This is a genomic window from Mycobacterium sp. (assembly GCF_040509115.1).
GTDB lineage: Bacteria > Actinomycetota > Actinomycetes > Mycobacteriales > Mycobacteriaceae > Mycobacterium.
The window spans coordinates 1-23172 of sequence record NZ_JBEVLO010000188.1; the positions used below are offsets into that span (position 1 = coordinate 1).

The 23172-nt window shown below is 66.7% G+C and carries 22 protein-coding genes and 1 pseudogene; 7 read left to right on the forward strand and 16 right to left on the reverse strand.

Annotated elements, in window-relative coordinates; genetic code table 11:
- The 3 genes and pseudogenes from ABW137_RS13270 to ABW137_RS13280 all read left to right on the forward strand — a co-directional run.
- Positions 1-449 (forward strand): annotated as a pseudogene (locus tag ABW137_RS13270) (glucose-6-phosphate dehydrogenase); the annotation flags it as partial.
- A gap of 11 nt (positions 450-460) precedes the next feature.
- Positions 461-814, forward strand: coding sequence for a UBP-type zinc finger domain-containing protein (locus ABW137_RS13275; protein ID WP_526400591.1), 354 nt, complete (start codon positions 461-463; stop codon positions 812-814).
- A 6-nt stretch (positions 815-820) separates the two neighbouring features.
- On the forward strand, positions 821-1897 hold the full coding sequence (locus ABW137_RS13280; RefSeq protein ID WP_526400593.1) for a cation diffusion facilitator family transporter: 1077 nt from the start codon (positions 821-823) through the stop codon (positions 1895-1897).
- Positions 1898-1939: 42 nt separating this feature from the next.
- On the opposite strand, the gene ABW137_RS13285 is transcribed toward ABW137_RS13280, so the two are convergent.
- From ABW137_RS13285 to ABW137_RS13315, 7 genes are all read right to left on the reverse strand, one after another.
- Complete coding sequence (locus tag ABW137_RS13285; protein ID WP_526400595.1) at positions 1940-2551, reverse strand: class F sortase; 612 nt, start codon at positions 2549-2551, stop codon at positions 1940-1942.
- Positions 2490-3548, reverse strand: a complete 1059-nt coding sequence (locus ABW137_RS13290) for a hypothetical protein (protein WP_526400597.1) — start codon at positions 3546-3548, stop codon at positions 2490-2492. The genes ABW137_RS13285 and ABW137_RS13290 overlap by 62 nt, the downstream gene beginning before the upstream one ends.
- 443 nt (positions 3549-3991) lie before the next feature.
- A complete protein-coding gene (locus ABW137_RS13295) occupies positions 3992-4888 on the reverse strand; it encodes an oxidoreductase (RefSeq protein ID WP_526400599.1) in 897 nt (298 codons plus the stop codon).
- Positions 4885-5229: a hypothetical protein gene (locus ABW137_RS13300; RefSeq protein WP_526400600.1), complete on the reverse strand. Its 345-nt coding sequence runs from the start codon at positions 5227-5229 to the stop codon at positions 4885-4887. Before ABW137_RS13300 ends, ABW137_RS13295 begins: the two co-directional genes overlap by 4 nt.
- A gap of 157 nt (positions 5230-5386) precedes the next feature.
- Positions 5387-6469 carry a zinc-binding dehydrogenase gene (locus tag ABW137_RS13305; protein WP_526400602.1) on the reverse strand — a complete coding sequence of 361 codons (1083 nt, stop codon included), beginning with the start codon at positions 6467-6469 and terminating at the stop codon, positions 5387-5389.
- Positions 6466-7182, reverse strand: coding sequence for a phosphonatase-like hydrolase (locus tag ABW137_RS13310; protein ID WP_526400604.1), 717 nt, complete (start codon positions 7180-7182; stop codon positions 6466-6468). Before ABW137_RS13310 ends, ABW137_RS13305 begins: the two co-directional genes overlap by 4 nt.
- A gap of 13 nt (positions 7183-7195) precedes the next feature.
- Positions 7196-7939 (reverse strand): GntR family transcriptional regulator, encoded by a 744-nt coding sequence (locus ABW137_RS13315; protein WP_526400606.1) that lies wholly within the window; start codon positions 7937-7939, stop codon positions 7196-7198.
- A gap of 195 nt (positions 7940-8134) precedes the next feature.
- Here ABW137_RS13315 and ABW137_RS13320 point away from each other — a divergent pair, with 195 nt between their 5' ends.
- Positions 8135-9088: a LysR substrate-binding domain-containing protein gene (locus tag ABW137_RS13320; RefSeq protein WP_526400608.1), complete on the forward strand. Its 954-nt coding sequence runs from the start codon at positions 8135-8137 to the stop codon at positions 9086-9088.
- Between the two features lie 18 nt (positions 9089-9106).
- Here ABW137_RS13320 and ABW137_RS13325 read toward each other — a convergent pair whose 3' ends face one another.
- The 8 genes from ABW137_RS13325 to phnA all read right to left on the reverse strand — a co-directional run bounded on the left by ABW137_RS13325 (position 9107) and on the right by phnA (position 17188).
- On the reverse strand, positions 9107-10000 hold the full coding sequence (locus tag ABW137_RS13325; protein WP_526400610.1) for an alpha/beta fold hydrolase: 894 nt from the start codon (positions 9998-10000) through the stop codon (positions 9107-9109).
- Between the two features lie 19 nt (positions 10001-10019).
- Positions 10020-11045: an ATP-dependent 6-phosphofructokinase gene (locus ABW137_RS13330; RefSeq protein WP_526400612.1), complete on the reverse strand. Its 1026-nt coding sequence runs from the start codon at positions 11043-11045 to the stop codon at positions 10020-10022.
- 17 nt (positions 11046-11062) lie between these two features.
- The gene (gene dhaK, locus ABW137_RS13335; RefSeq protein ID WP_526400614.1) at positions 11063-12058 is read right to left on the reverse strand and encodes a dihydroxyacetone kinase subunit DhaK; all 996 of its coding nucleotides are present in this window, start codon (positions 12056-12058) and stop codon (positions 11063-11065) included.
- A complete protein-coding gene (gene dhaL / locus ABW137_RS13340) occupies positions 12055-12717 on the reverse strand; it encodes a dihydroxyacetone kinase subunit DhaL (RefSeq protein ID WP_526400616.1) in 663 nt (220 codons plus the stop codon). The genes dhaK and dhaL overlap by 4 nt, the downstream gene beginning before the upstream one ends.
- A complete protein-coding gene (locus tag ABW137_RS13345; protein WP_526400617.1) occupies positions 12714-13526 on the reverse strand; it encodes an HAD-IA family hydrolase in 813 nt (270 codons plus the stop codon). The genes dhaL and ABW137_RS13345 overlap by 4 nt, the downstream gene beginning before the upstream one ends.
- Positions 13523-14383, reverse strand: a complete 861-nt coding sequence (locus ABW137_RS13350) for a class II fructose-bisphosphate aldolase (RefSeq protein WP_526400619.1) — start codon at positions 14381-14383, stop codon at positions 13523-13525. Before ABW137_RS13350 ends, ABW137_RS13345 begins: the two co-directional genes overlap by 4 nt.
- A 101-nt stretch (positions 14384-14484) precedes the next feature.
- Positions 14485-15789, reverse strand: coding sequence for an MFS transporter (locus ABW137_RS13355; protein ID WP_526400621.1), 1305 nt, complete (start codon positions 15787-15789; stop codon positions 14485-14487).
- A 7-nt stretch (positions 15790-15796) separates the two neighbouring features.
- Positions 15797-17188 carry a phosphonoacetate hydrolase gene (phnA, locus tag ABW137_RS13360; RefSeq protein WP_526400623.1) on the reverse strand — a complete coding sequence of 464 codons (1392 nt, stop codon included), beginning with the start codon at positions 17186-17188 and terminating at the stop codon, positions 15797-15799.
- Positions 17189-17458: 270 nt separating this feature from the next.
- Between phnA and ABW137_RS13365 the strand changes: the two genes are divergently transcribed.
- The 3 genes from ABW137_RS13365 to budA all read left to right on the forward strand — a co-directional run bounded on the left by ABW137_RS13365 (position 17459) and on the right by budA (position 21684).
- The gene (locus tag ABW137_RS13365) at positions 17459-19108 is read left to right on the forward strand and encodes an alpha-keto acid decarboxylase family protein (RefSeq protein WP_526400625.1); all 1650 of its coding nucleotides are present in this window, start codon (positions 17459-17461) and stop codon (positions 19106-19108) included.
- A 74-nt stretch (positions 19109-19182) separates the two neighbouring features.
- Positions 19183-20862, forward strand: a complete 1680-nt coding sequence (gene alsS, locus ABW137_RS13370) for an acetolactate synthase AlsS (RefSeq protein WP_526400627.1) — start codon at positions 19183-19185, stop codon at positions 20860-20862.
- Between the two features lie 15 nt (positions 20863-20877).
- On the forward strand, positions 20878-21684 hold the full coding sequence (budA, locus tag ABW137_RS13375) for an acetolactate decarboxylase (RefSeq protein WP_526400629.1): 807 nt from the start codon (positions 20878-20880) through the stop codon (positions 21682-21684).
- A 28-nt stretch (positions 21685-21712) separates the two neighbouring features.
- Here budA and ABW137_RS13380 read toward each other — a convergent pair.
- Positions 21713-23172: helix-turn-helix transcriptional regulator (locus ABW137_RS13380; protein ID WP_526400631.1), on the reverse strand; the 1460-nt coding region annotated here is incomplete at its 5' end.

A 23172-nucleotide genomic window follows, 5' to 3' on the forward strand; every position in this document is an offset into this window, starting at 1 on the left:
TGCGGATCATCTCGATCGCCTTCAAGGAGGCGCCTCGGACGATGTTCCCGGCAGGCTCGGGCGTCGGCTCTCAAGGGCCCGACCACCTCACCTTCGACCTGGCCGACGCGTCCAAGGTGTCCCTGTCGTTCTACGGCAAGCGGCCAGGGCCCGGCATGAAGCTCGACAAGATGTCCATGCAGTTCTCCACACAGGAGACGGAGTCGCTCGGTGACGTGCTGGAGGCCTACGAGCGCCTGATCCTCGATGCAATGCGCGGCGACCATACGCTGTTCACCACCGCCGAAGGCATCGAATCCCTTTGGGAGCGTTCGACGCAATTGTTGGAGGACCCGCCGCCGGTGAAGTCGTATCAGCCGGGCACCTGGGGGCCGAACGCCATTCACCAACTCATTGCCCCCAACGCGTGGCGGTTGCCCTTCGAGAGAGCGTGGCGGGAGAAGAAGTAGGGTCAACCACCATGAGCGATGCGGTCGACCCCACGGTCCCTCCCAGCGGAGCGGGATGCGTCGAATGCGACGCGGCAGGCGGGTGGTGGTTTCATCTCCGTCGGTGCACGGCGTGCGGACACGTCGGTTGCTGTGACGACTCGCTGGCCCGGCACGCCGCCGCGCACTGGCGCGAGAGCGGCCACCCCGTCATCCGCTCGTTCGAGCCTGGCGAGGATTGGTTCTGGAACTACGACACCAACGACTACTACGACGGGCCGGAACTCGCTCCACCGGAATGCCATCCGGAAGATCAGACGGTGCCTGGCCCGCAGGACCGTGTTCCGCAGGACTGGATGGCGCAGCTCCGTCGTCGGGGAGACTGACGCCCGGTGGTGAAGTCCGGTGGCGACAGCACCGTCACCGTGCTGGTGGCGTTTGGCGCGAATCTTGCGGTGGCTGCGGCCAAGACGTTCGCCGCCGCACTGTCCGGATCGGCGTCGATGAGCGCGGAGGCCGCGCACTCCTGGGCTGACACCGGCAACGAAGTGTTCCTCCTCATCGCCAACCGGCGTGGCGGCCGCAAGGCCGACGAGCGACGACCGCTGGGCTACGGACGCGAGGCCTACGTCTGGTCACTTCTCGCCGCGGTCGGACTGTTCGTGGTGGGCGCCGCGGTGTCGATCTGGCGTGGCGTCACCGAGCTGATTCACGGCGAGGAGGGCGCGGAGGACTACCGGCTCGCCTACCTGGTGCTGGCCGTCGCCTTCGTCCTGGAGGGCATTTCCTGGCTCCAGGCGGTACGCCAATTACGCAGGGAAGCCGCGTCTTTCGACAGTGACGTGCTGGAATACGCTCTGGAGACGTCGGACCCGACGGTGCGGGCGGTGTTCGCGGAGGACAGCGCCGCGCTGATCGGGATCGCCATCGCGTTCCTCGGAATCCTCCTGCACGAGCTCACCGGCGAGGTGGTGTGGGACGCCATCGGTTCGATCCTGGTCGGTGTCTTGCTGGCCGTGGTGGCCGTGATCCTCATCAACCGCAATCGCATCTTCCTGACCGGGGAGGGCGGCAACCCCCGTATCCACGAGGCGCTCGTCGAGCGGCTCGCCCGATTCCCCGAAGTTGCCGAAGTGCGGTTCCTGCGCTCGGAGTTCATCGGCCCCAAGCAACTCTTCGTCATCGCCAGCGTCGACCTGACCGGAGACGCCGTCGAGTCGACGATCGCCAAGACGCTCCGCACCCTCGAGCACCGGCTCGAAGAGGACCAGTACGTCGCCGAGGCGGTGCTGACGGTTTCCGAACCAGATGACGTGGGTATTGCGTTCGAGGTGAGCACTGACCCCAAGACCAGCGAGTCCGACAAGGGCCCCAAGGGTGGCGAAGACGTCCAGAGCGACCCCGCGAAGGGCGCCGAGGACCGGACCGACTGGGCCGACGAGGGTGGCGCCCCGTCCGACGAGGAGTAGAGAGCGGGCGACCGCGAGTACCTGCGCGGGGGCCTGGCCGGCTCAGGCCGCAATCGCGCCAACCAGTTCGGCCTGCGCCACGAAGTTGTCGTCGGTCTCGCCGCCCTCCGGTGTCCGCATGCACGTGACCAACACGAGCCTGCCGGGCACGCGTTCGATGACTTCGGGAGAGGTCTGCACCTCGCCGAACTTGGCGTAGGTCGCGGTTCGTTGCACCCGGTAGACGAGTGTGCCCCGGGCCGTGGTGACTTCGACGTCGTCACCCGGGGCGAGCTTCGGCAGCTCGTTGAACACCGCCTCACCCCCCGACAAGGAATGTCCGATGATGAAGACGGTTCCGTCGGAGTCGGTGCCCGGCCTGCCGCGGCACCCCACCCAGTACGCATCGTCGAGAGTCGGCGGATCGAGCACCGGACATGCCGATGCGTCCATCACCCCCACCGGGGCGACCATTCCGAGCGCGGGTATCGAGATACGCGTCGGCACCGCGCTCGGCACGTCGGCCATCCGATCCGGCACCACCGCGCCGACCGGCACGGGCGAGGCGGTCAGCGAAGTGGCGGGAATGACTGGGCCGCTGGCGCTTTCGGCGCTACACCCGGTCAGCGCGACCAGACACAGCGCGCCGATCGCGGCCCTTCGAACGATGCCCATGGCGCCTCCACTGCATGATTCCCATGGCGATCAACAGGAAGACCGCGGCGAGCCCAATCGCGTTGGAGGTCGCCTGCGGTTCGCGGCCGATCCCGGTGAGGAAGGTCAGACCGCCGCCGTATGAGGCAGGCGAGTAGACCAGTGCCTCGGCGGGCGCTCCCGCACCGGGCACGCCGCCTCCGCCAGCGGGTGGCACTCCTCCGCCCCCGGGCGGAACGACCGGCGGCGTCACCACCGGCGGCGTCACCACCGGCGGCGTCACCACGGGGGGAACCACCGGCGGAGTGACAAGCGGGACCGCAGGCGGGCAGTAGACGTTGTTGACCCTCGGTGGGCCGGGCACGCCGGGAACGAAGATCGGGAAGCCGAGGCCGTCATCGTCCTCGTCGTCCTCGTCGTCCGGGGGCGGCGGGGGCGGCGGCGGTGGAGGTGGTGGTGGCTCCTCGTGCGTGCAGCTGCAGTCGCCGTTGAAGACGTTCCACGGCATCCACTGCTCGAGCCAGGTCTGCGTCGCGTTCGGCGGGGCCGGCGCCGCGGCCGCCGTGACGGGGGGTTCGGCCGGTGCAGCGGGCGCGGGCACCGGGGCGGCAGGCACCGGGGTAATGGCAGCGGCGGGCACGGGGGCGGCGGGCACGGGGGGAGCCGCGACCTCGACCGCGGCCGGCCGCGCGGCCCTGCTGCCGGTCCGCGCCGCGGGGGCGTCGGTTTCGCGACCGTTGCCGAAGATCACGACCGGCAAGCCGGGCAGCGAACCATTTGGTCCGCCGGGGGTTCTCGACCCCGGAATCAGGTTGCCCTGGATGGATCCAAGAGCGGACGAGACGTTGTGGAGGATGGAGCCGACGGGATCGGACGGGCTGCTGCCGGCACCCGGACCGTCGGCTGCGGGTGCTCCAACTTGCTCGTCGGCCGCCGCGACGACCGGGAAGGCCAACATGCAGGCCGCGACGACGGAGGCCGCGAGCGGCGCTTGGGCTCGGTTCGGAAGATGACCCATTGCCAATCCTTCAGTGAGACCGCTACGAAGTGATTCAGTGCCGTCGAACGGCCCGCCGATCAATCGGCGCGGCCGTCCGGACCAGATCGATTTCAGACTCGTCGTCTCGCGGAAGGGCCCTTCGCGCCACCGTGTCCGCGCCCGGTGGCCATTTGCTGCCAGGAAACTATGGGCCGCCCCGACGTGGAATGGCGACCCGCTGCATCGTGGCTGTCGCTGAGCTGTGCACGCACAGAAGCTAACATGCAATCAGAGAAATGCAAGGCTTGAATCAGCACCTCAGCGGAGTTTCAACGACAAATTTACCGCCGTGTAGTTAATGCTGCGCCATTGACGCTTACGCCGAATTTCGGAGCTGAGAGCAGGATGCCTGAGACTGCACGGTCGCGATCGGCCATCGCTGATCATTTGCCCCAGGGATGCGGCCAGGTCCGGCCGCGGTACTAGCCCGGTCCGTCGCTGCCCGCCGCCAAGAGCGGCACGACCAGATCGCTGATCGGCGTGGCGATGCCGCGAGATCGCCCGCGACGCAGCACGACGCCGTTGCGACTGTCCCACTCCAAGGGCCGACCGGCCTGCCGGTCGGCGAGGATCGAAGTGCCCAGGTCGGGCGGGGAACTGCGAAATTGGTCGACGATCGCCTGCGGTACGTCGTCTCCCAGTGTCGCGCCCTCCGCCCTAGCCACCTCCAGACACTCCCGCAGATAGGCAAGGGACAGCTCGGCGACGTCGGTTCGGGTGAACATGCCCGCCCGGCGACCGGCCAGAACCATCAGGCCCGCGACTGCGTTCTGCAGGAGCTTCCGCCACGCGATCGACGTGAAGTCCGCCGCTACGTCGACCGAGCAGCGGGTGCCCCGCAGAGCCGCGAGTACGACATCGCTCGCCGGCGTATCCGGCAAGGTGAGTCGCGCTTGTCCGCGCAGCCACACCGAAGCGTCCGGTTCGCGTTGGGCGGGAAACCACACGACAGAGGGCAGCACTGGGCCGCCGGACGAGTACGGCGCGACGAGCGCCTCTTGCTCGACGCCGTTCTGCAGGACGCAGACAACGGTCTTCGCACTGCACAACACCGAGAGCCACGGTGCTGCCGCCTCGACCTGTGTCGACTTGACTGCGACGAACACCAGGTCGAACGTGTTCTCGATCTCGGCCGGGTCGATCAGCACGGGCCCCGGCACGACCACGCGGCCACTCTCGTCGTGCAGTTCCAGGCGCTCAAGTGCCGAACGACCGCAGATCGTCGGGGTGCGCCCGACCTCGTGGAGCGCCGCGGCCACCGTGGTGCCGATGGCTCCGGGACCAACGAGGGCGACGGATGGACTCTCGGATGTCGTCATCGCGGGCCCGTGCCCGTTCGGCGCCTGGCCGTGCTGAGCAGCTGGGTGATTCGCTCGTGCTCCGGGTGCCCCTCGTAGGCTTCGAGCCAGTCGACGATGTCGCCGGCGAGCTCGTCTGACACCGAAATCCCGTTGTTAACAGCGGATTCCAGCGCCTTGGAAATGGCCCTGCGGTAGTGGCTGCATCCCAGTTGCATGTAGATGACGGCCCTGGCCGGTTCCGGCAGAACACCTCTCAGAGTGTCGGCCACCAGCCAGGCCAGGCGGCGCGACGACGAATCGGTGCCGTACTCGTCGGTGTGTCCGGGCAAGACCGGTTCGATCCCCAACGGCTGCGACATGGCGTAAACCCCTATGTGCTAAACGATTCGGATGAAAGGCGCTCGCGCGGCACTGCGGCCACCAGAGTGTCCTGGGGCGCTTCGTGGAGACCGTGCAGATCGCGTCGCCCGGATGACCGTGCAGCGCAACCCTGTGCGCCGCACGGTCATCGGTTGGTCACGGGGCGATTGCGTACCGTGGTTTGGTTCCCGGTGCTCCGATCAAGAGGCTGCTGATCCGGTCGAGCGGGACGGGGTCGGCGACGAGATCCGCCCACGGAAAGCGGGCGCTGGTTCGCTGGAGGAAGTCCAGCGCCTGGATCAGGTGCCGTGGCTCGTAATTGTGGACACCGAAGAACGACAAGTGGCGCCGCACTACGGATTCCGGGTCAACCGCGATGTCACCATCCGGAGCGACGGAGCCTGCGAAGATGGCGACGCCCTGGACGTCGAGCTTGCGCACGCCGTCCTGCAATGCCGCTGCCTTCCCCGACAACTCGATCAGAACGTCACACTGGTCCACGTCGCCGATCGATGCCACGACGGCGGTGGCGCCGAATTGCCGGGCCAGGTCCCTACGTTCGGCGGCCGGGTCGACCGCAGTCACCGACGAGGCTCCCCCGTCTGCGGCCGCAGCCAGTGCGGTGAGCCCCAGCATGCCTGCCCCGATCACGACGACACGTCGGCCCGAGATGGGCATGGCGCGTTCGATGACGGCCATCACCGTTGCCGTGGCACAGGCGGCGGGTGCGGCGAGGGCATCGGTCACGTCGTCGTCGACCACGGCGACCGGCATGCCGCGTGGCAGGAGTACGTGCTCGGCATATCCACCGGACAGTGCCCAGCTGGAGTCGAACGCCTCGTGGCCAGCCTTGCGGACGGTGCGGCACTTCGCGGTCACGCCGGCAAGGCAACGGTCGCAGGTGCCACATGGCAGCGTTTCCGACCAGATCACGCGCTGGCCGAGCCGAAGCTGCCGCCCGTCCACCGACTGCATCTCGCCGTCGCCCCCGAACGCCACGATGTGCCCGACGGTCTCGTGACCGAGGATCGACGGGCAGGGCTGAGCGCGCCTGCCACTCACCGTGTGCCGGTCGCTACCGCATACGGTGGCCAGGTCGACACGCACCAGGATCTCCCCCGCCTGCAGGGGTGGCACCGGCACCGATTCGAGGGCAACGTCGTCGCCGCCACGCCATATCGCCGCCAGGGTGTGCTCTACCCGGCCCGGGGTGACGGTCTGCTGCAGCTGGTCGGTCATGACGTCTTCACCCAGGCCTGCCTGACGCCGAGCAGCCCGGGAAGGTCGGCGACCGAGTCCACCAGGTGGGTGTGCTGGTGCGCGCTCAACTCCTCCTTGTCGCTCGCCCCCGACAGCACTCCGACCACGAACCCCGCACCAGAGTTGGTGCCCGCCTCCAGGTCTCGCGGAGTATCTCCCGCGACCAGCACGCGCGAGATGTCCTGGACGTCCAGTTGCTCCATGGCGCGGAAGATCATGAAGGGGGCCGGCCGACCCGACGGCACGTCACTGCCGCAGACGACGGCGTCCGCCACGGAGTCACCTTCCCAACCGAGGGCCGACAGCAGTGAGTTGACGACGTCACGGTCGAATCCGGTGTTCAGCGCGACGCGGATGCCCGCTGCGCGCAGATCGTGGAGAGCTTCGGGAACTCCCGGCAGCGCCACCGGTGGGCGTTCGGCGTATGCGGCGGTGAGTCGGGCGCGGAAGTCCTCGACGATCGGCTTGAGGGCTTCGTCGCTGAGCGGCTCGCCGCCCTCCGGCGTCAGGAGCGCGCGCAGAGCCTCGTGTTTGGCGGAGCCGTGCCACTTGGCGATGTCGGCCTCGGTGGGCGTTCCCCCGTGGGCGACCACCGTCTCCTCGAGGACGCGGTAAACGGCGAGACCCTCGTCGATCGTGGTGCCAGCCATGTCGAGTACGACGAGTTGGGGTTGAATCGTTGGGCTACTCATGTGGGTTTCCTTTCTAGGGTTTTGCGTTGCGCACCAGGGTGGTTCGCACGTCCAGGTTGTTGTCGAGGGTGAAGCTGACGAGGTCGGGCAGATACCGGTCGTCGTGGAACTCGACGAGTTCGCCGTCGGCGGCGCGCGTCGAACGTTGTTGGCGGAGAAGAGGAGAGCCCTGGGTGACGCCCAGATGAGTCGCGTCGACCGAGTCGGCTCCGACCGCGTCGATGACGTGTGAGGCTGTCGCCAACTTGACCCCTTGGGACTGCAGGTAGGCCCACATAGATCCCGAGTCGCAGTCGAAGTCGAACAGCAGCCGGCCGACGTGCTCGACGAACGTGGCGCGTTCGAGCATGGCGGGGTCACCGTCGAGGTAGCGCAGCCGCAACACCTGTACCACCGGCGTGCCCTCGTCGACGTTCAGGTTCGACGCCGCCAATTCGTCGGCTGGGCGCAGCGTCAGCTCCAGCGTGCGCTGGCCGGGGGTGCGCCCGATCGATTGAACCCACGCCGAGTACGACAAGAGGGTGTCGAACGGCTGGCCGATCGCGGTCGAACACACCACCGGCGGCCTGCCTGCGCCGCCAGTGATGACCCCTTCCGCGCGCAACGTGGCAAGGGCCTGACGTACCGGCCCACGTGAGGACTTCCACTGTCCACAGAGCTGGGACTCGGACGGTATTGCGGACCCGACCGACAGCTCACCGAGGCGAACCCGCTCTCGGATGTCATGCGCAATCTTGATGTGCAATGCCTCTGTCACAAACCTGACCATACAGGTGACGGATGGGTGAATCAATGGCAAATCGGCACTTAAACAGTTGATTACAAACGGTTTTGACTATACGAACGAGAGGAAAATCCTTGACGGCCATTGCCAAATTGAACCATCTGGGTCACGCTGTAGATACAAGTTTGTTAGCGCGAGCCCCGCACTCCCCTTCACCGGAGGACCACCATGGAACTCAACTCGCACCGACTGTGGGTCTTTCTGCAGGTCGTCGAGTGCGGCGGATTCTCCGCCGCGGCCACCAAGCTGTTCATGAGTCAGCCGTCGGTGTCGCACCACGTCCGGCAGTTGGAGGCAACCGTCGACGCAGTCCTGGTCGACCGCTCGGGCGGGCGGGCGACGGCGACCGCCGAAGGAGAAGTGCTCGCCGAGTATGCCCGGCGCCTGCTCCTACTCGGAGAGGAGGCCATCTCTGCCGTGCGGCAGGTCCAAGGTTTGAGCCGTGGACACCTACGGCTCGGCGGCACCACGACGGTCGGCACCTACCTGCTCCCCCACCTTCTCGGTCGATTCCAGCATCTGCACCCCGACATCGAATGCGGCCTCTACGTCGGCAACGTCGAACAGCTCACCGCGCGACTGGTGGCCGGCGGTGTCGGACTGGGGGTCTTCGTCGGCGAGCCTGCCAGTGCCCACCTGCACACCGAACAGATCATGCTCGATCTCGCCGTCGTGGTCGTACCCCCCGACCACCCACTCGCCGATGAGCAGGTGGCCGCCAAGGAGCTTTCGGAGCAACGGTTCATCCTGCGGGAGCAAGGTTCCGGCACTCGCTCTCTGCAGTCCGATGCGCTCTCCGATTGGCATCTACACGACGTCGCATCCACCGAGATGTGGGGCAGCGAGACCGTCAAACAGGCGGTACGCGCGGGCCTCGGCATCTCGCTGCTCTCCGAACAGACTGTGCGGCAAGAGCTTCAGGACGGCGTGCTGGCAACGGTTGACGTCTACCCACCGCCAGCAGGTCGGCCGATCGTCGCCGCCTACCGCCGGGAGCGGGTACTCGCCCCCAGCGAACACGCGTTCCTCGAGGATCTGCGCACTTTGAACACCTGGCCGGCTCGGCTCTTGGCGAACCGGGCCGGCGCAATGCGGACGCCGGTGTCGGTCTCGGAGAATTGATCCGAGTGTCGGGCATCCTCAGCGCGCGCGGTGCTCACGTAGCAGTAGCACCGCTTCGGTGAAGGCGTCGGGGTTCTCCTGCGGAAGCCCGTGCCCCGCATCGACGAGGCGATGGGCAACGAGATTCGTGAAGTGATCCCCGTGGCTCCCGGAGATGGGCCGGGGTCCGAGCCCGTCGTGCGCGGTGTCGAGCACGACGGTGGGAACGGTAACCACGGGCGCGGCGGCGATGCGCGCCTCGGTTGGTTCGTAGGCTGGGTCACCTTCGACCATCCCGTGCCGATGCCGATAGCTGTGCACGACGACGTCGACGAAGTCCGGGTTGTCGAACGCCTCGGCGGTCGCCATCAGCGTCTCGTCGGTGAACGACCAGCGCGGCGACCACTGCTGCCATAGCAGACGCGCGTACTCGGCCCGATACCGCTGCAGGCCTTGACGTCCCCGTTCGCTGTGCAGGTAATACTGATACCAGTACGCACACTCCCGCTCCGGTGGTGCAGGCGTGCGCGCCGCTGCGAGGTCTTGGACGTTGTACCCGTCGACGGTGACCAGCCCCGATACCGCATGCGGCCACAGCGCCGAGACCAGACACGCGGCGCGGCCGCCCCAGTCGAAGCCGCCGACGATCGGTCGGTTCAGGTCGAGCGCGCCGATGAGGTCCAGCAGGTCATGCGCCAACGCGGCCTGCTGCCCCGAGCGGATCGTGTTTGCGTCGACGAATCGCGTTGGGCCATAACCGCGTAGGTACGGCACCACCACGTAGGCACCGGCTTCGACGAGCGGCTGCACCACCTCGTCGTAACACCTTGGCGCGTACGGAAAGCCGTGCAGCAACACGACCGGCCAACCCTGCCCATCACCGTGGCGTTCATAGCCGACGTCCAGCACCCCAGCACGTACCACGTTCGTCACGGACTCTCCTCACTCGTCGTCATCCCAACAGGGTCAGGACCTCGTCGTATCGGCTCGCAGGCACGGTCTTGAGCTCCGCCACGGCGTCGTCGAGCGGCACGTTGACCAGATCGGTGCCGTGGATGGCCACCATGGTGCCCCAGTTGCCCTCGTGGGCGGAGCGGACCGCCGCCATGCCCACCCGGGTGGCGAGGACCCGGTCGAACGCGGTTGGGACCGCGCCGCGCTGGATGTAGCCGAGGGTGGTGGAGCGGGTCTCGATGCCGGTGTTGTCCTCGATGAGGGTGGACAACACGTCGCCGATCCCTCCGAGCCGCGGCCTGCCGAAGGTGTCCAGGCCGTGCCGGTGATGTGGGGTGTCCATGGTGTCCAGCGAGAACCCCTCGGCGGCGACCGCAAGCGGCGTGCGGCCGCGGTCCCTAGTGCTTTCCATCCAACTGCAGATCTGCTTGATCGAGACCTTCACCTCGGGAATCAGGATCGCGTGCGCACTGGACGCCAGCCCGGCGTGCAACGCGATCCATCCCGCGTTGCGGCCCATGACTTCGACGACCATGCACCGGTGATGGGCCTCCCCCGACGTTTGAATCCGGTCGATGGCCTCGGTCGCCACCTCCACTGCGGTGTCGAAGCCGAAGCTGTAATCCGTCGCGGACAAATCGTTGTCGATGGTCTTCGGTACGCCAATCACGTTGACACCACCACGCTGCAGCTCGGCGGCCACCGAAAGCGTTCCCTCACCGCCGATCGCGATGAGGGCATCGACACCCGCCTCGGCCAACGCCCTGTACACGGTGGGGTCGTCCATGCCATCCGCGAACGGGTTGGTGCGGGAGGTGCCGAGAACGGTGCCCCCGCGTCGGTTCAGCCCCCGCACCGCGCGCCAATCCAGTGGCAGGTGGTCGCGTTGCATGACCCCGCGCCAGCCGTCCCTGAACCCGATGAATTCATCTTCGTATGCGCGGGTGCCTTGCAACACCGCGCCGCGAATCACCGCGTTCAGTCCCGGGCAATCGCCGCCGCTGGTAAGTATTCCGAGTCGCATCGAGAGTGGTCCTGATTTCAGTAGACGCGCAGCGCGGTGGACGCGGGCGCGTCGAGCAGAGCGTCGATCTCGTCGTCGAGTTCGACGAGGGTGAGCGATGCGCCGGCCATGTCCAGGGCGGTGCAGTAGTTGCCGACGTAGGACCGCTGCACGTCCAGCCCCTTGTCGCGGAGCCGGTCGTGGGCGTGGCCGTACAGCAGGTACAGCTCGCTCAGCGGCGTCGATCCAAGGCCGTTGATCATCAGGGCCACCCGGGCGCCGGGCAGATAGGGCTTGTCGGCGACGACGGTGTCGACCATCTCGTCGACGATCTCGCGGGCGGGGCGCAGCTTTTCGCGTCGCCGTCCGGGCTCGCCGTGAATGCCGACGCCGAATTCGACTTCGTCGTCCCCCAACTCGAATTGCGGTGTTCCCTTGGCGGGGGGCGTGCAGGCCGTCAGGGCCACACCCAGCGAGCGGGTGTTCGCGTTGACGCGTTCACCCACGGCGCGGACGTCGTCGAGCTTGAGGCCCTGCTCGGCGGCCGCGCCGACGGCCTTGATGACGAAGAAGTTGCCCGCCACGCCCCGGCGCCCAACCGTGTACGTCGAGTCCTGAACGGCGACGTCGTCGTCGATGAAGAGCAGTTGAGCGTCGATGCCCTCGTCGGTGGCCACCTCCTGGGCCATCTCGAATGCCATCTTGTCACCGGTGTAGTTGTTGACGAGCAGCAGAACCCCTGCGTCGGTGGCGACTTCGCGGATCGCGGCCAGCACGTAGTCCAGGGGTGGTGCGGCGAAGACGTCGCCGGGGCAGGCTACGTCGAGCATGCCAGGGCCGACGTTCATGACGTGGGCCGGTTCGTGACCGGACCCCGAGCCCTGCACGATGGCGACCTTGTCGGCCACGGGGGCGTCGGCGCGCACGATCAGGTTGAACCTGGGCTCGTAACGCAAGGTGCCGGGGTTGGCTCGGGCGATTCCGGTGAGAATCTCGCCGACGAAGTCCTTGGGGTCGTTCACGAAACGTTTCATCGTGCTGATTCCTCGGGTAGGGGGTGGGTGGATGATGGCCACAGCTGGGCGATGTTCTCGGCCATGACGGCCACCGCAACGGCGCCGGGGTCTTCGTAGCCGATGCTGCGTTCGCCGACGTAGCTGGCCCGGCCGCGGTTGGCCTTGAGTTCCTTGGTGTGGGTGGCACCGCGGCGGGCAGCGGCTGCGGCGGCTGCGGCGATCTCCGTCGGCGCGTCGGAACGCGTTGCGGAGGAGGCCAGTTCATCGCGAAGCGGGTATAGAGCGTCGAGCAGGGTCTTGTCCCCGACCGTGGCACCACCGCGGTGCTCGATCCCGCCGATCGCGGCATCGACCATCGCGTGCACGTCGTGCAAGTCGAGTTCTGCGCGGTCCTTGACCGCGGCCCCCGCCCGCATGAACCCCGTTCCCCAGATGGGACCCGAGGTTCCGCCGAGCCGGGTCGCCAGCGTGGTGGCCACGCCTCGCAGGAACGTGGAAGGGCTGGAGTCGTCGAGAGTCTCCCACTTCTGGAGGACGGACTCGAATCCGCGCGCCAGGGAGTAACCGAAGTCGCCGTCCCCGGCCACGGCGTCGAGGTCACTGAAGTACTTTTCGTTGGCCACCGCCGTATCGGCGATGATCCGCACGGTCGCGCGGACTGATTCGATCGAATTCATCGATGCTCCCGGTGTGTCGAGGTCAAGGATCGACGGCGCAGATCCAGCAGCCGCCGTAATGCATTGGTATCGACGACGTCGCCGAATCCGACGCCGAGCGGATCCGACAGCACGGTCGTCGGATCACCGTCATCACCCAGAGAACTCACGACGGCCGCGGCAGCCGTGAAGTCCTCTGCCAACGTGTAACTGCTCGGCGTCACGATGCAGGCCAGCCCCGCCGACACCGCTGCCCGCATACCGACCTCGCTGTCCTCCACCACGACCGTGGTGTCGGCGTTGGCACCCAGCTGAGCCATGGCCAGCAGGTAGATGTCGGGGGCGGGCTTCTTCGCGGGCACCATGTCGCCGGCGAATATGGGTATCCGCGAGCCGGTTTCGTGGCCGACGACGGAGTCGACGACCGACCTCACCGACTCCGGGGCGGACGTCGACGCGACCGCGACCTGCCAACCGCTCGCCAGCGCAGCGTGGATCAGGCGTGCGATCCCGGGCCGTGGGGGCATCACCCCGTCGGCCACCAACGCGCGGTAGATCTCGGTCTTGACCCGGTGGATGCGGGGCACCAGGTCATCGAACGGTTCACCACCTCCGATCGACCCCTTGGGCCGTCGGTCCGTCAGGGCGGCGGCGATCCGCTCCTTGCCACCCCCGATTCGGACGAGACTGGCATAGTCGTCCTCACTCCACCGCATGGGGATGTCGAGTTCGGCGAAGGCGGCATTGAACGCCCTCAGGTGCCCAAATCTCTCGGTGTCGGAAAGCACGCCATCGCAGTCGAAGATCAACGTGTGGCCGGTGTCCGTCACGAGGCAGTCCCCGAACTTCCGAACTGGCGCATCAGATCGGCTACCAGGACGTGGATCTTTCCGGCGGTATGCTTGAACAACGATGGTGGATCCCACTTTTCGGTACGCGCGGACTCCTGCAGGTGGTCGAGGCTCGACTGCATGTAGGCCATCTTCAATGCGGTCGAGATGTTGACCTTTGCACAGCCCAGGGAGATCAGTCGCTCGAAGTCCGAGGCGGTGAGGCCGCTGCCGCCGTGCAACGCGATGGGGACGGCCGCCTCGCGCACGATGTCCTGCACTCGGCCGAAGTCCAGAACCGGCTGCTGCTTGTAGACGCCGTGCGCATTGCCGATCGCCGGCGCGAAGACGTCGACTCCGGTGGTCGCGATGAAGTCGAGGACCGTGTCCAGCGGCTGGCGTTCCCCCTGCTCGTCGGAGCCGTGATCGTCCTCGACTCCGGTGATCGACTCGATCTCACCCTCGACGTGGGCGCCGTGGGACCTGGCTTCGGCCACCACCTCGATGGTCTGCCGCCGATTCTCTTCCACCGGAAGTTCAGAGGCATCGAAGAGCACCGAGTTCCAGCCCAGTGCAAGACATTCGGTGATGACGGCCCGGTCTGGGCAGTGATCGAGATGCAGCGACACCGGCACCTCGATGCCTGCGGTCATCGCCTCCCAGATCGCGAAGAGGGTCTTCGCACCGATGCTGCGAACGGTCTTGACCGACGTCTGGACGATCAGCGGGGATCGCTCCGCCACCGCCGTGGCCAGCACCGCCTCCAGCGTCAGGTCGTTGAACACGTTGATCGCAGGCACGCCATATCGTTCGTCGAACGCGGGTTTGAGGATGGCGTTCAAGGGCACTACGGGCATCTGTTTCTCTCCTTCGTCACAGCGCGGTCGCGGCCATGCCGTCGACCGGCAGTTGGTCACGAGGTCTTCAGTGGGACTGGTCAAATCATCGCGGTGCTACCTCAGCGTCGAATCGTGAACGCGGCCATGGCACTGAGCACACAACTGGTGGCAACGATCGGGAAGACAAGTGACGTGTCGTGGGTGCCGTCGATTACATGCCCGACGAGCGGCTCGGCCGCGCCTGCGAAGATGTAGGAGAAGCAGTTGACCACTCCGGTTGCCGTTCCGGCCATCTGCTTGCCGACGAGATCCGGACACAGGGCCCAGATCGACGATTGCGGGCCGTAGACGAAGAAGCCCGCGAGGAACAGCACGGCGATGCCACCGTACGTACCCAGGTCGGCCAGCCACAGCGTCAACGCGCAGACGGCGCCCGCCAGCATGAACAACATGATGGGGCGGTCGCGGCGGGATCCGAAGAATCGGTCGGACAGCTGCCCGTTGGTCAACGCCCCGACGGCCATGCCAACCGGCAGCGCGACCGTGATCCACAGCGGGCTGATCCCGCCCTCGCCCTGCTTCCAGTCCGCGCCGAGGAAGTACACCGGCACCCAGATCAGCAGGCCGTATCGGGCGGCGTTCTGGAATCCGATCGCAACGCCGGTGGACCAGATCTTCGGGTTGCGCAGCACCAACCGGTACCGCGTCAATGACCGACCCGTGTCCTCGCCCTCGGCCGTCGGTTCGTCGAGGCCGTCATGCGCCGTGTGAGACGGTGGCGGCGTGATGCCCGCAGCCGTCGGGCTTTCCCTGGCAATCAGATAGAACGCGATTCCGCCGACGAGCATGAGCAGCACGGGGATTCGGAAGATCCATTGCCAGTCGAGTTTGAAGGTGTCGACGACGAGGGTCGAGGTGATGAAGGCGAGGACCGACGCCATGCCCGCCGCGAAGGTGTAGAAGCTGAAGCTCTTGCCGCGTTCGTGCGGCCCCCACCAATTGGAGATGACGCGGCCGCCCGACGGCCAGCCTGCCGCCTGGACGAAACCGTTGGCCGCCCACGGCACCACCAGCGTCTTGGTCCCGACGGCGAAGCTGGTGCACCAGTTCAGGATCGTCGAGACGACCGCACCGGCCGCCATCAGGCGGTGCCCACCCCACTTGTCGGCGAGGTTGCCGTTGATCATCTGGCCGAGCGCGTACGACCACAGCATGGCGCCGCTGATGGCGCCAAGCGTGGTCTTGCTCAGTCCCAGGTCTTCCTGGAGCCCCGGAATGGCGAATCCGAAGGTCTGCCTGCCGGTATAGAAGAACAGGTAGCAGAACATCGCGGCGAGCAGCATGCGCCATTTCAGACGCGAGAACTTCTGCTCGGAGACCACGACCGGGTCGAGCTGGGTGGGCTTCTGGAAGATGTTGGACATCGTTGGTCTACCGATCCTTTGCCGTGCCGGCCGTCACCTTCGCGGAGGCGGCTGTTGACTGATGCTGTGAAGCCAGGGTGGTTGCCACCCAGAACGCGTCGTAGTTGTGCACGCAGGCGAGGTCGCCGAACGGCTCGTCGAGCGCTGCCGGTCTTGGCAATTCGCGATTGACGATGAAGGGAACCTGGAGCTCCCCCAGCCCGCCGTGCGAGCGAAGTGGTGCGTCCAGACCGCTCAAGTCGTGCCACTCGGCGTATCGCCCAAGCGCCGTCGCGGCGTCGGCCAGCACGATGACGTCACCGATTCGGTCGGGAGGCAGCGCGTACCGCCGTGCGGCCTCGTCCCTGGTGTGGACGGCTTGGATGCCGTCCAGTTCACGCAGCGCTGCGATCAGCGAATCGTGGTCGGCGTCGGCAGGCAGGTGGACGCTGGCAAATGAGCCCAGCGCGCCGTGATGGACGGTGTAGGGATCGGTGATCGGCAGGATGACACGGACGCCGTTGCTGCCCTCGGCATCGGCGGAAACTCCTGGGAGTCCCAGGATCCGACGTACCTCGTCTTCGACGTACAGGACGCGAGGGTGACCAGAGTCGTCGCTCTTCGCGCTCATGCCGTGATCTGCGGTGAGCACCACGGTGGCCCCGAGTTCGTCGAGCTGGGCGGCGTAGGAGTCGATCATCGCGTAGAAGTCGTTTGCCGCTTCGGTGCCGGGTGCGTGTTTGTGCTGGACGTAGTCGCTGAGGGACAGGAACATCAGGTCCACGCCTCGGGAGCCGAGGATGGCAACGCCGGCAGCAAGGACGAACTCGCTCAGCTCAGCCGAGTAGACGCTCGGCTGGGGTTTGCCGACCAGCGCGGGAACGTCGGATATGCCGTTCGCCGCGACCGTCGTGTCGTCGGCGCCTTCCGCCGAGAAGCAGATGCCGGTCCGAGACGGTGCGGCGAACGCCGAACCGCCGTGGAGGCTCGGTCCTTCTTCGACGAGGCCTGCGCCGAGGATCTGTCGAAGCTTGTTCTTCGCAGTGATGACCACGACGTCGAGGCCGGCTTCGTTGGCCGCGGCGAAGATGGTGGGCACCCGCAGGAAGCGTTTGTCGTTCATCAGCGTCTCCTCACCCGTTTCGGGATCGAAGAGGTAGTTGCCGCTGATGCCGTGCAGCGCCGCTGGACGCCCGGTGGCGATGGAGACGTTGTTCGGGTTGGTCAGTGCGGGCATCGCACAGTGCGCAGGCCACGAGCTCGACGGACCCTCGAGCGTCCGGCTCAGCCACGGCATGCGCCCGGCGCTCATCGCCTCGACGTGATACGCGGGCTCGCTACCGTCGATGCAGATGACGACGACCGGGGCGTCGGGCGCCGCGTACGTCCGACCGTTGACGGTGAACGAGGTCGATCCCACAGTGGCTCCTGGTGGCTGCTCGGATGAAGGCATTAGCCACACTGCCCGTGACGGGCGTCACGCAGAACCCGGTTTCTGACTATCGGCGTGATAGTCGATCCGCATACTCCACGACGGGGCCGATCAGCGACGCGGAGACCTGGCGCCCGTAGCCCGATCCCCGGGGGTTACCCGGGTACCGCAGTCGCTCGACGCTGCTTGACTGACGGCAGACGTTTGGCACCCCGTCGGACGCTGTCTCCGTCCGACTCATAGGCGAAGGACTCTCGAATGACACCCACCGTGATCGAGTACGTGCTAGGCAGGCTGTACGAGATCGGCATTACTGACATCTTCGGTGTGCCAGGCGATTTCGCGTTCACCGTTCAGGACGCGATCGTCGAGCACCCCGACATCAACTGGATCGGCTGCTGCAACGAACTCAACGCCGCCTACGCCGCCGACGGCTACGCCCGCATCCGCGGACTTGGCGCGGTCAGCACCACCTACGGCGTCGGCGAACTCAGCGCGATCAACGCCATCGCCGGTTCCTACGCCGAACACCTGCCCGTGTTTCACCTGACCGGTATGCCGACCTTGGCCGCCCAGGCTGACCGCGCGCTGGTCCACCACACGCTGGGCAATGGAGAGTTCGACCTGTTCCGCTCGATGGCCGATACCGTGGTCGGTGCCAGCGCCATCATCACGCCCGCGAACGCCGTAGCCGAGACCGAGCGGCTCATCGGCGAGGCTCTCTACAACCGCCGGCCCGTCTACATGGCATTTCCCGGCGACGTCGTCGACAAGCCGATCCTGACCCCCTCGACGAGCCCGGCGGTTCCCACCAGCGACCCCGCATCGCTGGCCGCGGCGGCAGACGCCATCGCCGGTGCGCTCGACTCAGCGTCGACCGCCTGTGTCTTGCCGGGTCTACTGCTGGACAGGTTGGGGCTCGGTGACGCAGTCCGCGCACTCATCGACACCACGGGTTTGCCCTTCGCGACCATGTTCGCCGACAAGTCGGTGATCGACGAGGACCACCCCCTCTACATCGGCATGTACGACGGTCAACTCATGGACGAGACGGTGCGCGAGTTCGTCGAGGGCTGCGATGCCGTGATCACGATCGGCACGATGATGACCGACTTCAACTCCGGCGCCTTCACGGCACGTCTGGACCCAGCACGGACGATCGACATCGGATTGCACCACACCACGATCGGCGCGAAGGTCTATCGCAACGTCGAAATGGCGGACATCATCGCCGAACTCGCCGACCGTCCCGCGAAACCCCGCGAGCCCGCCGGTATCCGACCGACGTCACTCGACGCGGTCAGCGATGGCGATGGCGGTGCGATCACCGCCGACGCGTTGTATCCCCGCTGGGCCGACTTCATCCGGCCAGACGACATCATCATCGCCGAAACCGGCACCTGCTCGATGGGATTGGCCTTCGCTCGCCTGCCACGCGGAGCACGCTTCTACAACCAGACGCTCTGGGGCGCGATCGGTTGGGCCACCCCGGCAGCCTTCGGCGCGGCAGTTGCTGCGCCCGATCGCCGCCTCATCCTGTTCACCGGGGAGGGTTCACACCAGTTGACCGCGCAGGAGATCAGCCAGTTCCACCGACAGGGTCTGCGTCCGATCATCTTCGTACTGAACAACTCCGGCTACCTGATCGAGCGCCTCCTGTGCAAGGATCCTGCGATCGCCTACAACGACGTGGCCCCATGGAACTATGCCGAGCTACCGCACGCACTGGGCTGCGACGACTGGTTCACCGCCCGCGTGAGCACCTGCGCCGAACTCGACGCCGCCATGTCCACCGCGGCACAGGGCGGCGCGGCCGCCTACATCGAAGTCATCACCGGCGCCTACGAAGCCCCACCGCTACCGAACAAGTTGCACGACAGCGTGAAGACCCTCTACAACATGGCCTAACCACCGACCAGCCACCGAGAATCGTTCATACCCCCGCCGCCCACCCCGGGGGCGGCCCACGAAAGGTGCCGTTCTTGAGCACACCCGACGCCCAACCGATCCGGAGCGCGCAGAAAGTCGTCGACGTCCTGACCGCGCAGGGCGTGCGCTATGTCTTCGGGGTGCCCGGCGCCAAGATCGACGCGGTCTACGACGCGTTGGTCGACGGCGGCCCGCAGCTCGTGGTGTGCCGCCACGAGCAGAACGCCGCGTTCATGGCGGGGGCGATCGGACGGCTCACCGGCACACCAGGTGTCGTACTGGTCACCTCAGGGCCAGGCACCACCAACCTGGCCACCGGACTGCTCACGGCCAACACCGAGCAAGACCCGGTGGTGGCATTGTGCGGAGCGGTGCGCCGCGAGGACCGCCTCAAACGCACGCACCAGTCGATGGACGCCGCGGCATTCCTCAAGACCGTGACCAAGTTCACCGGCGAAGTCAACGACGCCGACAACGCGGCAGAGGCGACGGTCAACGCGTTTCGGGCCGCCGCGGCTGAACCGCGCGGCGCGGCCGCGGTCGTGCTGCCCGCCGACGTCCAAGCCTCCCTCACCTCTGCCACGATCACCAGGCACCTGCCGGTCCCGCCGCTGGGACCGGCACCGGCCGAAGCCATCCGCCACGCCGTCGACCTCATCGGTCAAGCCAAGCGGCCGGCCCTGCTGGTCGGCGCACGCGGTGCCGACCCCGACAGTTGCCAAGCGGTGCGCACCATGGTCTCCGCGACGGGACTGCCGGTCGTGGAGACGTTCCAGGGCGCTGGTGTCATCTCACGCGAACTGGAAGACCACTACCTGGGTCGGGTCGGGCTGTTCCGCAATCAACCCGGCGATCTCGTCGTGGCCGCCGCCGACGTCCTCATCACGGTCGGATACGACGCCATCGAGTACGACCCGGTGTTGTGGAACCTCGACGCCTCCCGCACGATCGTCCACATCGACTCGGTCCCCGCCGACATCGACAACAACTATCAACCCACCGTCGAACTGCGCGGCGACATCGCCGCCACGGTCGGCGCACTCACCGAATCCCTCGGCGAACTGTCCGTGGACGCCCGATTCGAGAGCGAAATCGCCGACCACCGGGGCACTTTGGCCAGCATCGATGCCACCGCACGACAGACACCGTCGACGGAGGCGGGCCTCAACCCCGCCGCGGTGGTGCTCGCGCTGCGCGACGAACTCGACGACGACGCCACCGTCGCCTGCGACATCGGGTCGGTCTACATCTACCTGGCACGCCACTTCCGCGCCTATCAACCACGTCGACTGCTGTTCTCCAACGGACAGCAGACACTCGGCGTCGCCCTGCCGTGGGCCATGGCCGCCAGCCTGGTCCGTCCCGGAACGCACGTCGTGTCGGTCTCCGGTGACGGCGGCTTCCTCTTCTCCGCGCAGGAACTCGAAACCGCCACCCGCCTCGGCCTGACGTTCACCCACATCATCCTGCGTGACAACACCTACGACATGGTGGGCTTCCAGGAAGTACTCAAGTACGGCCGCAAGTCCGGCGTGCAGCTCGCCGACTACGACATCCGCGACTACGCCGCCGCATTCGGCGCCCACGGCCATCGGGTCAGCACGCTCGACGAGTTCACCACCACACTGCGTCACTCACTGGGCCAACAGGGCCCGTCCATCATCGACGTGCCCGTCGACTACACGCACAACACCGACCTAGCCGCGCACCTGCCCGCCGACCCCTTCGAGTAGGAAACCCACATCGGAATGACTCGAGACGAAGCCACCACCAGGTTTCGGCATTGGGCCGAACGCCTCATCGCACACCACGCCTCCACCTCGACGCCCAGCACCCCCACCGCTGGTGAGGTCTACCAGGTCTCCACCATCAGCGCGCTGCTCGACGGGGTGTACGACGGGGACCTGACCATCGCAGAACTGCTGCGCCACGGCGATTTTGGGCTCGGCACCTTCAACCACCTCGACGGCGAGATGGTGATACTCGACGGGCAGTGCTACCACCTACGCGCCGACGGGACGGCACGGTTGGCGTCGCCGACCGATCGCACTCCGTTCGCCGCGGTCATGCCATTTAGAACCGATTTCGAGATCCCCGTCCGAACCCCGACCGCGCGAGCCGACCTGCTGCACACCATCGACGCCCGGCTCGTCAGCGCCAACCTGGTCCACGGAATCCGAATCGAGGGGCGGTTCGCCACCGTGCACACCCGCACCGTCATGGCGCAGACGAAGCCCTACCCACCGCTGACCGAAGCGACCCACGGGCAAGCCGAAACCACCTTCGAGCACGTGACCGGAACCCTGGTCGGGTACCGCACGCCCGACTTCGAGCAAGGCATCTCCGTGGCCGGCTATCACCTGCACTTCGTCAACAGCGCATTCACCCACGGGGGCCACACCCTGGACTTCGTCCTCGACAACGGCCAGATCGCCGTCAGCCAGGCCTCCGACCTTCATCTGCACCTGCCGACGACGGGACCCTTCCTGCGCGCAAACCTTTCCAGCGCAGACCTTTCCGAACAGATCAAACACTCCGAAGGTAGCGGCGACTAGCCCCCACCACGGCGTGACGTCATCTCGATCACGAGACCTCGAAGTCCGCGTTGCGCAGTTCACGACGCGAGGTGACACCGAGCTTGGCGAAGATCCTGCCCAGGTGCCATTCCACGGTGCGCGGACTGATGAACAGTTGGCCGGCGATCTCGGCATTGGTGTATCCGTGCCGGGCGAGGGACGCGATCTGACCCTCCTGAGCAGTGAGTCGCGTCCCCGTCGATTTGGAACGAGAAAGCAGCACCTCACCGGTCGCCCTCAGTTCGCGACGCGCCCGCTGGGCGAAGCCTTCCGCGCCCATCTGCGTGAACATGTCGTAGGCGAGGCGCAACTGGACACGGGCATCGCCCTTGCGCTTCGCGCGACGTAGCCATTCCCCGTAAATCAGATGCGTGCGCGGCAGGAGAACGAACCGAGGACTGCGCTCCAGGTGCAACAGCGCCTCCCGATACCCGTCCTCGGCAGCGGGACCGTCACTGACGAGGGCGGTGGAGCGCGCTGCCATACCGAGTGCGGTGGGGGTACCGCTGACATCGGTCTGCTCCTTGAGGCGGACCAGAGCATCTCGCGCCACCGACATCTCGCCGCAACGGACGGCCGCTTCGATCAACTCGACGAGCAGCACTCCACGCATGCCCAGATCGTCGTGCCGCGTCCCCGACACACCCGCGGCCAAGGCCTCCTCGTACTGGCCGAGACCGTTGTGCAGGGTGGCCGCCGCGTAGTGCACGCCGGTGATGTCGAAACCCTCGCCGCGGCTACGCGCATGCTCAATCGAGGTCTGCATCAGTTCGCGGCAGTGCTGCTCCTCCCCGCGCCATGCCAACAGATATGTGCGGACGGAGTTCGGTAGCGGATTGCCGGTCGCTGCGATGATGCCGTCGGATTCATTGAGCAGCGTTGCCGCTTGATCGAAGTTGCCCGCACCGATACACACTGCGGCGTGGGTCTGCAACGCCAGGCCCAGCACCGTCAACGCTCCCGCGCTACGCAGTCGCTCCACTTGGCGAACCACCAGGAAGTTGTAGGTCTCCTGGTCGAGAAGGTCCAGACACACCCGGTGGGTGATGTCGTGCCATCGCGGGTCTGCGGTGCCCTCGTTCTCCTCCCGAACATATTGCGCGAGGGCCCCTTTCAGCAGCGGGGCCGCCGCGACCAGTCCCTCGGCGAGCCTGACGACGAGCCCGTCGAGCAGCAAGTCGACGGCGCGCGGCGGAGACGCGGCAGGTGGCGCTTGGCGGGCCGCCTCGGCCACCGCCAGCGCCGAATGGTTTTGTCCATGCGCCAGTCGTCCCGCGAGGACTGCTGCCGTCACTGCCTCCAGGTACGTTTCCCGCGCAACCCGTGGGTCGAACGGCTCGAGTCGCTTGGCGGCAGCCAACAACAGCGGGGCGGCGTCGCCGCGACGGTTGCTCGCGAAGCTGATCTTGGCGCGTACTAGTTCGGTCCGCGCCTTGAGTACGTCGCTGTCCGTGGCTCTTTCGGCCA